Genomic DNA, 13,768 nt, shown 5'->3' with positions numbered 1-13,768 from the left:
GAATAGAGGATTACATCAATAGAAATACTCAAAGTCAGGTTCCTTTTAAAAATTGGTTGTCAATTGTTAAGTATGCAAATTGGAATAAACCTGAGGATATTCTTGCCACCTTCAACAGTGCTGATATTTTAGGAAATGGAATCAATAGAGTGGTGTTTAATATTGGAGGCAACAATTACAGGATGATATGTAAATACTGTTTTGGTAAGAATAGAGTGCATCTATTTATTAACTGGATGGGGACCCATTCAGAGTACACAAAATTATGTAAAAATAGGGAGCAATATATTATCAATGCTTACTGAACCGTAAAATGAAAATTGAAAGGATGAAAACATTAAAATATACCATCATTAAATCCAAAAAACAATACAATGAGTATTGCAATATCCTGGAAGAGCTAATAGCCCAGAATAAAGAAGCTTTAACCGATGAAATAGAATTGCTTAACTTATTAATTGAAAAATGGGATAAAGAGCACAGCACGTTTGATGATCTTAACCCCGTTGAGTTAATCAAGGCTATGATGGAAGAAAATAATATGAAACCAAAAGATCTTGTAAAAGTATTAGGTTTATCGAAAGGAACTGTCTCGAAAATATTAAACTACCATAAGGGACTTTCCAAAGAAACCATTCGCAAACTCTCAGATTATTTCAAAGTGTCTCAGAAGGCATTTAATCGTCCATATAAATTAGTTAATGAAGTGAACAGACATTTCCACGATGCAAGCCTGATGAACACAAAAAAGGATTTGGGAGATGTTGTCACAGTTTAGCTTTTGAACAGGTTGCACAACACTCGCTTTTAGCCATAAAGAGACCTTAGAAGTGATTAAAGTAGGATAATAAAAAAGGCCTTAACCGAATTTTGATTATTCGTCCTTAAGGCTGTCTACCGGATTCATCAATGCAGCACTCACAGCATGCCAGCTAACCGTTAACAAAGCAACCACAACGGCTGCCAAACCGGCCAATAAATAGGCCTCGCTTCTAATTAATTATTTCTTGTCATAATGGGCTTACAGGGCTTTTTGAGGGTTTTTAAAGGTTAGATATTGAAATAAAAACCCCAAAAACGTACTACATATAGCATTTTTTGGGGTTTAGTGTTAGATTGTAGTTGAGAAAAATAACAATCCAAACCCCAATCTACTATGCAACAAACACTTTTCCAAGTTGAGCAGTTTGATCATCCAAAATTGCACTTATTCAAGCAGACCGCTTTGGGCCAAATCCATCAGACCATTCCTTGGGAAGCGCTTTCAAGTTGCCTTCCACGGATAGATAAATCCAAAACAGGCCCAAAGCCCTGGTTTACCAATCAGGGGATGTTGGCGCTCATGTTTTTAAAACACTTACTGGATACCAGCGATGAAAAGCTAATTGAGCGTTTTAATACGGACTGGTCCCTTCAATTATTCTGTGGTAAACTGTTATCAGAGACCGAAAAGGTCAGAGACACCGCCATTTTATCCAAGGTACGCGGTTATGTAGCCGACCAGGCTGACTGGCAGCAACTTCAAGGGGTTTTACTTTCCCATTGGAAGGATGATATGGATTTAACTTCCTTGTTGTTGATGGATGCGACCGTTTACGAGTCTTATATAAGATTTCCTACCGATGTAAAATTACTTTGGGAGAGTTGTATTTGGGGCTACCAGCATATACTGTTCAAAAGCTGCAAGCTATTGAAGATCAAAAGACCCAGGAACAAATTCATTGACCAGAAACGTAAGCAACAGACTTATTTTAAACTGCGCAAGAAGTCTTACAAAAAAGGAAGGAAACGTCACACCTCCTTACTTTACCTGTTAAGGAAAGGCCTGGATCAACTGCAGCAAGTCCTTGACGACCATCCCAACTTAACGCTGACCCATTTACAAGGTCATTACCTTCGCACCATCAAAAAGGTGCTTATGCAGCAACAAAAACTAGCCCTTGATCCAAAGGCCAAAATTGCCGACCGGATCGTTTCTTTACACAAACCCTATATCAGAACCATCAAAACAGGTAAAGAAAACAAGCCCAATGAATGGGGCATGAAAGCGCATATGCTCCAATGCGATGGGGTGAGCTGGTTTGATTGTATGCAATTCAATCCCTTCAATGAATGTAAGCGGCTGAAAATCACTGTTGCTAAACACAAACAAGCTTTTGGTCACTGTCATCAACTAGCAGCTGATCGAATTTATGCGACCAACGAAAACCGCAGGTATTTAAGCGAAAAACAAATCTTTCACGGGTTCGTAACAAAAGGCCGCCAGCCAAAAGATCACAACAAAAACAAAGCCATTGATGTATTGAAGTCACAAATCAATAAAGTGCGATCTACTCACCTGGAAGGTGCATTTGGCAATCACAAAAATCATTATGGCCTTAGAAAAGTCAAGGCCCTAAGAGAAGCAACCGAGAAAACCTGGGTGTTTTTTGGTGTCATGGCTGCCAATGCAGTGTTATTGACCAAACGCAGGCGCAAACCCCCATCCGAAGCGTCGCTCAAAAAAGCAGCTTAGCTAAACTACGATAATTGTACTGCTGAATCAAAGCAAAGACAGGATAGGTACGTCATGTCCTGAAATTTAGCCATTCAGTGCACCCGTATCAACATTAAAATTGTACTATGCTAATAATAAAACAAGACTATCATTTCAAAATATTGTTCAAATTACCAAACCCCAACTCATTAGATGCCAATAAGACTAATGAATAACCTAATTAGAAGGGAGGCCTAAGTAATTTTTAAATTGTTGAATATCAAACACTTATGAATTAGTTATTTTTGTTAGATGTTTGGTCAATTGTCTGACCTAGGGGAACTTTGTGGTGAACCATTTTTCACCACGGAGGCACCAAGACACAAAGAGACACAGAGCTTTGCACCGATAAAATAAAGATACATTGTTAAGTTGCGCAACAGCCACGAGACGCTTGCGCTATCCAATGGACTTAATGATGAGAGGATGAGATGATTTCATCATCGCTGGCCCTGGCCCAAGGGTGTATACCATAAAATAATTGTCAATTGTCAACTTTCCATTGCCAATTGCCCCTCTATGGCGATTAAATTCGGTGGCGTTTACACCAAATTTTATGGTGACCACTCGGTGTGGAAGATACCTTCCCGATCTATTCTTTCATAAGTGTGAGCGCCAAAGTAATCGCGTTGGGCCTGTACGAGATTGAGTGGCAGGGTTTCACTTTTGTAGGCATCAAAATAAGATAACGAGGCACCCAAGGCAGAAACCGGGATGGCTTTGTCGATGGCAAGCTTCAATACGTTTCTTAAACCTCCCTGGGATTGGTCCAGCATTCCGGAAAATTCTTCGTCCAGCAACAGGTTTTTCAAATCAGGCTTTTTATCGAAGGCGGTTCTGATATTTTCCAGCAAAGCGGCGCGGATGATGCATCCCCCCCTCCAGATACGCGCCACCGATTCGATACTTAGTTGATAGCTGTATTCTATCGAAGCCGCTGATAGTTGGGCCAGGCCCTGGGCATAGGTGACGATAAAGGCAGTGTATAGGGCATCTTCCAGCATGGTCACCCAATCTTCGCGGACAGTTGATACAGCGTTGCTTTGATTAAACATTTTGCTGGCTTTCACTCTTTCATCTTTCAGGGCCGAGATTCCCCTCATGGTCACCGCGGCATCAATAGTCGGTACAGGAATTCCCAGGTCCATAGCGTTTTGTGAGGTCCATTTTCCTGTCCCTTTTTGCCTGGCTTTATCCAGAATCATGTCTATCAGATCCTCACCGGTGAAAGAATCCTTTTGAGTGAAAATGGCAGCGGTGATTTCTACAAGAAAAGATTTCAGCTTTCCCTCATTCCAGGCCGCAAAGATCTGCCCAATGGCATCATTTTTTAGTCCCAGCCCCTTTTTCATCACATCATATATTTCAGCAATTAGCTGCATCAAGCCGTATTCGATACCATTATGAACCATTTTGGCATAGTTGCCGGCGGAAGTATCACCCATGTATGCCACACAGGGCTCCTCATTTATTCTGGCTGCGACCGCTTTGAAAACCGGCTCGATAATCTGATATGCCTCCTTTGAACCCCCTGGCATAATACTTGGCCCGAACCGGGCACCCTCGGCTCCGCCTGAAACCCCTGTGCCTAAAAAGTGAATGCCTTTTGCATGCAGATATTCGCTCCGGCGGTTGGTATCCTGATAAAATGAATTACCGCCGTCAATGATCAGGTCCCGTTTTTCAAGCAACGGTAAAAGGTCTTCGATGACCACATCTACAATTTTTCCAGCCGGCACTAACAACATGATTTTTCTTGGGGATGCTAATGCTTTCACGAAGACTTCCCTGGAAACAGTCCCTTTTATGGATTTACCTTCCGCTTCGGCTTCCAGAGCATCTACTTTTTTCTGGTCAGTGTCTAACCCAATAGCCCCGTAACCGTGGTCTGCTACGTTCAAAATAAAATTTCTGCCCATTACTCCCAGCCCTACCATGCCAAAATCAAAATTTTCTTTCATGTTAATACCTATTTTAAAAGTTTACCATAATAGCTGCCGGCCAGTTAGCACCATTTTCAAGCTTTACATCAATCCGATTTATCCTAAAAAACAGGCCAGATGCGGCAGCCCGACACAGGTCTTTAAATTAGATGAAATCAAATCTATCCCGTTTAAACACTGTCTAAATAATCGATTGTAAAATAAAAAAATTAAAATTCATTACGTAACTTTTGCCGCCCTATGATATTTTTAGGTCTATGGACAGGAGAAAGATATTAGTCTTAGGTATTGGCAATGCGCAACTTGATCTCATAAAATGGAGCAAAGAATATGGGCTCGAAGTGCATGCCTGCAGTTACTTAAAATCCGGCAAAGGGGAGCAATATGTGGATTACTTTGAATTAATTGATATAAAAGATGCGGACAGGGTACTCCAATATGTGAAGGCCAATAACATTGATCTGATTTATTCCATCGGTTCGGATGTGGCTATGCCGACGATAGCATTCGTTGCCGAGGAACAGGGGCTTTTTAGTTTTATCAGTCAAAAAACTGCCAATGTTTGTCAGAATAAAGCCATACTCAGGGAATCACTCGGATCAGATTTCAGCTATAACATACCGTTCCGTAAAGGAAAGCATCTGACCGAACTGGAATCATGGGATACCTACCCCGCCATGATAAAGCCCGTCGACAGCCAGGGTCAGCGAGGCATTTATCAAGTGGGATCATTTGATGAGGTGAAAGCCAATTTTCAAAAATCAATGGAATTTTCTTCGAGCCATGAGGTGATTATTGAAAAATATCTGGAAGGTGACGAAATCTCTATCAATGCTTATATCGTTAATAAAGAGATAACGTTTTTCTACCTGTCAGACAGGATTAGTCATAAAGAATATCCCGGAGGAATTATCAAGGAGCACCTGTATCCATCAAAATACGCGTACATGGAAGAATCTTTGAAAACACTGGTATCAAAAACCGTTGACAAACTGGATATTTCCAATGGGCCAGTATATTTTCAGATAAGCATTTACCGTGAGACACCTTATATCATAGAAGTTACTCCCCGGTTTGATGGTTGCCACATATGGAGGTTAATCAAGATGACCAAAGGCATTGACCTGCTGGAAATAACCATGCCCCATTTGCTAACACGACATGTCGATCCTTCAAGCTTCACGGCGGTAAAGGGTACAAATGGCCAGGCCTTCATACTCAGGTTTTTGTCGCAGCCACCCTTAAGTACCGTAGACTATTCAGACAGTAAACCGGTATCCGGCCACCTGTACCAGGAGTTTTATTACACGGAGGGCAAAACCGTTCCAACAATGAACGGTTTTATAGAAAAGACCGGTTACTATATTGACTTTGCAGAAAGGTGAAGTCTGAAAAACGGCCATAACTAACAACCTGTAAAATGAAAAAAACTGATCCCCACATTATCGTGATCTTTGGAGCATCCGGAGATTTAACGGTAAGAAAGTTAATACCGGCCTTGTTCAATTTGCACTGCCGTGGATTTTTGCCTTCTTGTTTTGCGGTATTGGGCCTGGGCAGAACGCAGTACACCAATGATTCTTACCGGAAAAAGGTGGTGGATGATAATCCTCATTTAATGAAAAATGAAAAAGCCAGTCATGATAATATGGCGGGTTTTGCCCGGCACATTTACTATCAGGCTATGGACTCTCAGAAAGACAGTGACTATGCGATTTTAAAAGAAAGACTTGCGGCGACTAATGAGAAATGTGCCACACAGGAAAATTATCTTTTTTATTTATCCACGCCTCCGAGCCTTTACCAGCCCATTGCAGATAACCTGGCAAAAGTGGCTTTAAACAAGGAGGAAAAAGGATGGAAGCGGCTGATTGTTGAAAAACCTTTTGGTTATGACTTAGAATCGGCCATGGGATTAAATCGTGATTTGTTGTCCTCTTTTACGGAAAACCAGGTTTACCGTATCGACCATTACCTTGGCAAAGAAACAGTGCAAAATGTTTTGGTCACGCGCTTTGCCAACAGCACTTTTGAGCCTATATGGAATCGCAACTACATTCATCACGTTGAAATAACAGCTGCCGAAAGCGTTGGTGTGGAGAAAAGAGGGGGGTATTACGATAGTTCGGGGGCGCTAAGAGATATGGTGCAAAATCATTTGCTTCAGCTTGTCGCGTTGGTAGCCATGGAACCCCCGAACCAATCCAGTGCTGCTGCTATCAGGGATGAAAAGCTGAAGCTGTTTCAATCCCTGCGTCCGTTAACTTTTGACGATATCAGAAAAAATGTCATAAGGGGGCAGTATGTGGGTTCAAGGATCAATGGAACGTTTTTTCCGGGATACCGGGAAGAAGAAGGTGTGGATCCGCAGTCGAAAACCGAAACCTATGCCGCATTAAAATTTTTCATTGATAACTGGCGATGGGCCGATGTCCCATTTTATATTAGAACCGGAAAAAAACTTCCCACCAGAGTTACAGAAATAGTGGTGCATTTTAAACCCACCCACCATCGTTTATTCACTTTCACCAATGACCATATAAACTCAGGAAATACCCTGGTAATACGAATTCAACCCAACGAAGGCATTCTGCTGAAATTCGGAGTTAAAATTCCTGGCGAGGGATTCCGTGTAACCAATACCAATATGGATTTTCATTATGATAAATTAAACGACTCCTATCTGCCCGATGCTTATGAACGGCTGCTGCTGGACTGCATACTGGGAGATGCGACACTTTATTCACGCGGAGATTCGGTGGAGGCCGCCTGGGCCTTTGTCGATCCAATTTTAAAGGCCTGGCAGGAGTCAGATGGTATAAAGATTTTTGGATATCCTGTTGGGACCTGGGGCCCAGAGCATGCCGATCAATTGATTGAAGGAGAAAACTTTACCTGGCGCTATCCCTGCAAGAACCTGGTTGGTGACGGGGCTTATTGTGAATTATAACGACATGAAACCGGTGCCTGAAATACTGATTTTTGATGACCCATACTCCCTGGCAGCAGGCTTTGCTGAGTGGTTTCATGATTTTACAAGTGAAAAATCTATCGTCAATGTGGCTTTGTCGGGAGGAAGTACCCCAAAGTTGTTTTTCGAGATCCTCAGCAAGCAATACAGCCACAAGATCGACTGGTCTAAAATACATTTCTTTTGGGGAGACGAGCGGTGTGTGCCCCCGGATCATGAGGAGAGTAACTTTCTCATGACCCGTCAGAACTTGTTGGATAGGGTCAACATACCAGCACACCATATTTATAGAATACATGGAGAATCACCCCCGAAAGCCGAGGCGGAGCGATATGGTGATTTGATGAAGCATTTGTTGCCGCAAACCGGAAATTTTCCGGCATTTGATCTGGTCATTTTGGGTTTAGGTACCGACGGGCACACGGCTTCCATATTTCCAGGACAAATGCATTTATTGAAAAGTGATCGATTTTGCGAGGTGGCCAGGCATCCCGAAAGCGGCCAGCAAAGAATCACCCTAACGGGTACTGTTATCAACAATGCCACTAACATTTGTTTCCTGGTAGCTGGCGATGGAAAATCGGAGGTCGTGGCGGAGATTTTGAATAATACAGGGAATTGGGAAAAGTATCCTGCCGCCTATGTACAGCCAAATGCCGGAGTACCTGGGTCACTTCGCTGGTTTTTGGATCGCACTGCTGCCGGAGGCCTACGTGAGTAGTATCTTAACCAGTCCCCGGCAGCCAACAAAATCAGGCATTTGTGAAATCATGCTATCAGTATAATCCTAAAAAGATTTAAGTTATGAAAAGAAGGACAGCACTTAAACAACTCGCCGGGTTGGGAGCTATTGGATTGCGCTTTAGTCATCCACTAAATTTTAACGATACCATTAAAACGCGGAAAATTCCAACCAGTGGAGAAGAGCTTCCTATGGTAGGATTGGGAACCTGGCGAACTTTTGATGTAGGCAGTTCTGCAGCAGAGCGTGCGCCTCTAGTAAATGTGCTAAAGACACTGACAGGTCGAGGTGGCAGCGTGGTTGACTCTTCGCCCATGTATGGCCGGTCTGAAGGAGTGGTTGGTGATTTGGCATCGCAGCTAGGGATTGTCTCAAAGTTATTTATGGCCACCAAGGTCTGGACCAGCGGTAAGCAGGCTGGTATCAAACAAATGGAAACATTTATGCGCCGTATGAAAAAATCGCGGATGGACCTGATGCAGATTCATAACCTTGTGGATTGGCAAACCCATATGCAGACATTAAGGGACTGGAGAGAACAGGGTAAAATCAGATACATTGGCATTACCCATTATATGGAAAGCGCCTATGACAACATGGAAAGGATCATGAAAAACTACCCCATAGATTTCATCCAGTTAAATTATTCCATTATTAGCCGTACTGCCGAAAAAAGCATCCTACCACTGGCTAAGGATAGCGGTATAGCCGTCTTGATTAACCGGCCCTATGAAGGTGGCTCCCTTTTTGGCAAAATCAAAGGCAATACCCTGCCTGAGTGGGTCAGTGACTTTGACTGTCAAAGCTGGGGACAGTTTTTTCTGAAATTTATCTTGTCCAACCATGCGGTGACCTGCGTTATTCCCGGCACCTCCAAGCCTCACCATATGGCCGACAACCTCGGGGCGGGCATGGGAACTCTTCCCAATCAAGTGATGAGAGAAAAGATGGCTGGATATGTTGAAAACCTCTAGGTTCCTGCCTACGCAATTTTACTTTGCTTCAATAGATTAAGGCAGAATTGGTCGTCAGCTAATTTTATATTATTTGTAGGCAAAGAACTCCCACCATTCATCGAGTCTATTAAATGTTGTGACAATATTAATAAACATTTATATATTTAGACATGGCGTTATACACGTTGGACGAAGCAATACAAATTCTTTTTGGTGATAGGGAATACTACCCCTCACCTTCCAAGTCTGATCGGATTAAAATGAAAAATTTTAAGATTAGATTTAAAAACGATACTCTAAACATTGACACAAAGATCAACCTTATCAGACCGTATGGTGGGAAAGTTAACAATAACATTACGGTTGAGTTTTAATGCGTAAAATCTTTTTAACATGCCAGCAAAACATATTTTTCTTTTAACTCATTCATTAGAAATTTCTAATGCCTGGTAAAGTTTAATTTTGATGAAAGCTTTTACCACGCCTGTGTTAAATCTTTTTTGATTCTTTTAATCCCCCGGACTGTTCCGCTAATTTAAAATAACTTGTTTCGCTCATAAATTTTCTATATTTACCGGATGTCCAAGATTTATGCATTAGATGAGGCGATTAATAGGATATTCGATGACAGGGATTATTATCTGTCTTTGAATGAAATTGATCGGGCGAAAATGAGAGTTTATAAACAGCGATTCTTGAGTAAGGCTTTAAGTTTGGATGGCAAAATATCTTTGGTTAAAAAATATGGGGCGGAAGTGACTGTTGATATCCGGGTAAAGTTCAAATAATTTTTTTCGAAAAATGAAACAAATTGTTACAAAATTAGTATGTTCAATTAATAAAACACGAAGCTAAATTTTTTTAACTGAAAATGAAACATTTTGTTTCATCAGAACTATTTTTTTACTTAAATAAAAACAAAATGAAAACTTACAAAATTACAGTTTACTTTAACGATGCGTTGCTGTTTACCACCGATGGTAACAACATCAACAACAAAAAAACCTTGAACCAGGTCATGGATATTTAAAAGGAAATTTTTCCTTTTAAGGATGGATTTGATTACCAGGTAATTGAACACAAGTTTCGGGAAAGAAATTTGACTTTATCATTTGTTTTACCAGAATAATTCTTAAGTTTCGGAACCTGAATTAAGCTAAGCTTCATTTGCGAAAATGAAGCAGCATAAGACAACAGTAAGAGCGAAAGAAGTTTTTGTAATCTTCAAACCTATCCCCCTTTAATTTTTTTGTGTAGTAGAGTGACCGGAGTTATGCTAATTTTTTTAAAAAAGTCATCCAATTAAACAACTAAAAAAAATTGCCGACGTTAAAGATAGTGAGAGGTATAAAGATTGATTGTTATTATGGCGATCACCCTCCGCCCCATGTTCACGCCATTTATGGTGAATTTGAGGCTTTGATTGAAATTGATTATTTGTCAATATATGGAGGATATTTGCCTTGCAGACAGGAAAAAATAGCGATCAGCTTTGTTAAAGAAAACCAGGAAAAACTGTTGACTATTTTTAACAAAATGAACCCCAGAAAATATAGAAAATGAGACGCATACCAAGAATATTAAAAATAATTGAAGTCAGGTTTCCAAACATCACCTGCGCCTTTAATACTTCAGAATACAGACGTATTAATATGGTTTTACTTTTTGAAAAAATTGGAATTCAGGAAGATGATTTTGGGTATCAGATCATAAAAAACAGGGAGCTATTCAATGCAGTTTCTCTGGAGAATAACTCACTTGCCTGGAAAGATTTAAAGGATGTTGTAAAGCTTTCAGAAAATGAACAATTCGAAACATTCTTTCATCTGGATCCCGTGGTAATATACAATAGCAGTGTTGTGGATCAAAAATTTTCATCCGGATTTAACCTTGGCAAAAAGATAAAAAGTATAAGAAAACGATCCAGACTCACCCAAGAGACCGTGGCAGAAAATATAGGCTCCAATAAACAATACATTTCAAAAATCGAAAATAATAAGGCAGATCTGGAATTTAGAACACTTAGGAAGATTTTCGAATTAGGCCTTAATAAAAATGTTTTTGTTTCACACTATGAAAAAGATAATTTCCTTAAAGATCATTCCAATTCTATTCTATCTTTTGAATTTATAGATTGGGCCATTGCGAATAAACATGAATTAACATTGATTGAAGGGATAGATGAAAAAGTCCGGAAATATTTAGAGGAGGCAAACATTAAAACAACCCTGGATTTAGCAAAAGTTGAATTTCCGGTGTTGTTTAGCATTCTGACCACTACGAAGTCTATCGGTTTTTTTTATCATCCTGAATTGTGGCCAATTCAGGCTAAATTCATGGCTTCAGGAGATTGGCTGAACCTGATTCATCTTCAACGAACGATCAACTCAGGAAGTAACGGTAAAAGGAGGTGCTCCAAGATTGAAGAATTTGCCAAAAAAGAGATAGACCAGAACATCTTCGAGGTGGATTAAATTGGAGCGTCATTGCCATAGATTTAAAGGTTTTTACTAAACCCGGGCGTCAATCCTCTTTTCCACGGCGCCAAATGTTTTCTTCAATGCTCTCCTTAATAACTGCATCTCCGAAGGTTTTGCCTATAGGTATTTTATCTTTGTCGAGGTTACCATTGCGTTATAATTCAGAAACCTTACTGATGATGAAACCTCCGGAAATTCATTGGCCAAAGCTGGCGCAGTGGCGTTGTAAATGTGCGTAGTATGAGTGATTAGAGCGTCAGTTTGTGTTTTTTCAGTAATCCTGAGAATGTTTTCCATCCCGGTGTGAAACCGGTCATACGATAATTCCTCTTTTAAATACAGCCATATAATTACACAACATACCATGCCGAGGGCCAACCCGAATATGTTAATAAATGCATGGAATTTATGCCTGTTTAAATTACGGATGGCGATTTTTAAATGGTTTTTGAGCATTACAAAGCCTTTTTCGAAAAGGTGTGGATAAATTTTTTCTAAATAAAATCTGATAGACCAACGGTTTAAAAAAGTAGATGATCAGATAGTCTTAAAAATAATAGTATTTATATAAGTACTTATATAAATTTATTATATTTATATACCGTTTGGCAGCCAGACCTGATCATTCTGCCAGCGGGCCGGGAGATTTGTAAAGGAACCAAAAAAGTATAGCGTTATGATTGAAATGATTAATAACAAAGAGAAAATCATCCATTATTTGCATAATAACAATATCAGTTTTTGGAAATTGGATCATCCCCCTGCGGCGAGTGCAGAGGATTATCATCGTACACTTGGCACAAGATATGAACAGCAGGCGAAGGCTTTATTATTAAGATACAGAAGCCATGGGCAAAAGGGTTTTGCTGTAGTGACTATACAGGCACAGAAAAAAGCCGACCTCGCTCTATTGGCCGGAAAAATCGGAGCCAGTACCATTAGACTTGCCACGCTGGTACAACTCAAAGAAGTCACCGGCTGCAGTTTCGGAGAGCTGCCACCGATCGGAGGACTTTTTGGCTTACAATTATTGATGGATAAGGACTTGTTATCACAAGATATGATTTATTTTAATGCAGGGGATCTTTCGTTTTCCGTTGCAATGGCCCCCGGAGCTTTGCAAAGGTTAGAAAAACCCCTATTATTTTAATCCTGAATATACTTCTATGCAAGACTTTTATGAAGAGGTGGGCAAACTGGCCCTAGGTAGCCGGTTGCGCAGGTTAAGTGAAAACATGTTGTCACAGGCAAAAGAAATTTACAAAGATTATGGCGTTACCCTCGAACCGAGGTGGTTTCCGGTATTTTATTTATTATCTCATGAAAGCGGTTTGACCATCACTGAGGTGGCGGTAAAAATTAATCACTCCCATGCTTCGGTGAGTCAAATTGTTAAGGAAATGAAAAACAGGGGACTCATCACTATTAGTAAAGATCAAATGGATGGTAGAAAGTCCATCATTGCGCTGTCGGAGGAGGGAAAAAGTAAAAGTGATCAAATGCGCCAGGTTTATCCAGATGTTTCAAAGGCGGTAGAAAATCTTTTGCGGGATACCAATCATGATGTGTGGGAGGGGATCAACGAATTGGAATATACTTTAGCCCGGAAGAGTTTGTATGACAGGGTGAAGGAGGTGAGGAAGGAAAGGGAAGCCAAAAGCGTTGAAATTATCGATTATGCCCCTGAACATCGGGCGATGTTTAAGGAACTTAATTATCAATGGATCAATAAGTACTTTAAGGTAGAAGAAGCAGATGTGCGATCACTGGAATACCCTGAGGAAGACATTCTTAAAAAAGGGGGAAGGATCTTTATGGCTTCGTACGATGGTACTGTTGTAGGAACAGTAGCTATGAAAAAACTCAGCGAAGATACCTATGAATTGGCAAAAATGGCAGTAGCTGAAGAAGCCAGAGGCCGGAACATCGGATGGTTACTGGGTAAGAAAGTTGTAGATGAGGCGAAAGCAGTGGGGGCAAAAAGGGTTTACATTGAAAGCAACACCAAGTTGAAACCTGCGATCAACCTGTACCATAAATTAGGTTTTAAGAAAGTGAAAGGCTCGCATTCCCCTTATGAAAGGTGCAATATTCAATTAGCATTGGAAATTGTATGAGATGTATACATTTCCCACTTTCA

The 13,768-nt window shown here is 40.5% G+C and carries 14 protein-coding genes; 12 read left to right on the top strand and 2 right to left on the bottom strand.

Annotated features, from left to right (window positions below; translation table 11 throughout):
* The first annotated feature begins 2 nt into the window (after positions 1–2).
* The 3 genes from AC04NP_RS26165 (at position 3) to AC04NP_RS26155 (ending at position 2,515) form a co-directional block, all read left to right on the top strand.
* On the top strand, positions 3–305 hold the full coding sequence (locus AC04NP_RS26165; RefSeq protein WP_482863028.1) for a type II toxin-antitoxin system HigB family toxin: 303 nt from the start codon (positions 3–5) through the stop codon (positions 303–305).
* Positions 306–328: 23 nt separating this feature from the next.
* Complete coding sequence (locus tag AC04NP_RS26160; protein WP_482863026.1) at positions 329–778, top strand: helix-turn-helix domain-containing protein; 450 nt, start codon at positions 329–331, stop codon at positions 776–778.
* 378 nt (positions 779–1,156) lie between these two features.
* Positions 1,157–2,515 carry a transposase gene (locus AC04NP_RS26155; RefSeq protein WP_482863025.1) on the top strand — a complete coding sequence of 453 codons (1,359 nt, stop codon included), beginning with the start codon at positions 1,157–1,159 and terminating at the stop codon, positions 2,513–2,515.
* Positions 2,516–3,090: 575 nt separating this feature from the next.
* Here AC04NP_RS26155 and gndA read toward each other — a convergent pair.
* The gene (gene gndA / locus AC04NP_RS26150) at positions 3,091–4,497 is read right to left on the bottom strand and encodes an NADP-dependent phosphogluconate dehydrogenase (protein WP_482863023.1); all 1,407 of its coding nucleotides are present in this window, start codon (positions 4,495–4,497) and stop codon (positions 3,091–3,093) included.
* Between the two features lie 239 nt (positions 4,498–4,736).
* Here gndA and AC04NP_RS26145 point away from each other — a divergent pair, with 239 nt between their 5' ends.
* The 7 genes from AC04NP_RS26145 to AC04NP_RS26115 all read left to right on the top strand — a co-directional run bounded on the left by AC04NP_RS26145 (position 4,737) and on the right by AC04NP_RS26115 (position 11,622).
* Positions 4,737–5,864 (top strand): ATP-grasp domain-containing protein, encoded by a 1,128-nt coding sequence (locus tag AC04NP_RS26145; RefSeq protein ID WP_482863021.1) that lies wholly within the window; start codon positions 4,737–4,739, stop codon positions 5,862–5,864.
* 35 nt (positions 5,865–5,899) lie between these two features.
* A complete protein-coding gene (zwf, locus tag AC04NP_RS26140) occupies positions 5,900–7,429 on the top strand; it encodes a glucose-6-phosphate dehydrogenase (RefSeq protein WP_482863020.1) in 1,530 nt (509 codons plus the stop codon).
* A complete protein-coding gene (gene pgl / locus AC04NP_RS26135; protein WP_482863019.1) occupies positions 7,356–8,171 on the top strand; it encodes a 6-phosphogluconolactonase in 816 nt (271 codons plus the stop codon). Before zwf ends, pgl begins: the two co-directional genes overlap by 74 nt.
* 83 nt (positions 8,172–8,254) lie before the next feature.
* The gene (locus AC04NP_RS26130; protein ID WP_482863018.1) at positions 8,255–9,166 is read left to right on the top strand and encodes an aldo/keto reductase; all 912 of its coding nucleotides are present in this window, start codon (positions 8,255–8,257) and stop codon (positions 9,164–9,166) included.
* Between the two features lie 560 nt (positions 9,167–9,726).
* Complete coding sequence (locus AC04NP_RS26125; RefSeq protein WP_482863017.1) at positions 9,727–9,936, top strand: hypothetical protein; 210 nt, start codon at positions 9,727–9,729, stop codon at positions 9,934–9,936.
* 550 nt (positions 9,937–10,486) lie between these two features.
* Positions 10,487–10,711 (top strand): DUF4160 domain-containing protein, encoded by a 225-nt coding sequence (locus AC04NP_RS26120; protein ID WP_482863030.1) that lies wholly within the window; start codon positions 10,487–10,489, stop codon positions 10,709–10,711.
* Positions 10,708–11,622, top strand: coding sequence for a helix-turn-helix domain-containing protein (locus AC04NP_RS26115; protein WP_482863015.1), 915 nt, complete (start codon positions 10,708–10,710; stop codon positions 11,620–11,622). Before AC04NP_RS26120 ends, AC04NP_RS26115 begins: the two co-directional genes overlap by 4 nt.
* Before the next feature lie 123 nt (positions 11,623–11,745).
* Here AC04NP_RS26115 and AC04NP_RS26110 read toward each other — a convergent pair whose 3' ends face one another.
* Positions 11,746–12,084 carry a hypothetical protein gene (locus tag AC04NP_RS26110; RefSeq protein WP_482863013.1) on the bottom strand — a complete coding sequence of 113 codons (339 nt, stop codon included), beginning with the start codon at positions 12,082–12,084 and terminating at the stop codon, positions 11,746–11,748.
* 220 nt (positions 12,085–12,304) lie between these two features.
* Here AC04NP_RS26110 and AC04NP_RS26105 point away from each other — a divergent pair, with 220 nt between their 5' ends.
* Together AC04NP_RS26105 and AC04NP_RS26100 are read left to right on the top strand one after the other, a co-directional pair.
* The gene (locus tag AC04NP_RS26105; protein WP_482863012.1) at positions 12,305–12,778 is read left to right on the top strand and encodes a YbaK/EbsC family protein; all 474 of its coding nucleotides are present in this window, start codon (positions 12,305–12,307) and stop codon (positions 12,776–12,778) included.
* Between the two features lie 16 nt (positions 12,779–12,794).
* Entirely contained in the window at positions 12,795–13,745 is a 951-nt protein-coding gene (locus AC04NP_RS26100; protein ID WP_482863011.1) for a bifunctional helix-turn-helix transcriptional regulator/GNAT family N-acetyltransferase, read from the top strand.
* Positions 13,746–13,768 lie beyond the last annotated feature (23 nt).

The sequence above is a fragment of the Agaribacillus sp. DX54 genome, assembly GCF_056858335.1.
This window is presented reverse-complemented; position numbering and strand designations above follow the sequence as displayed.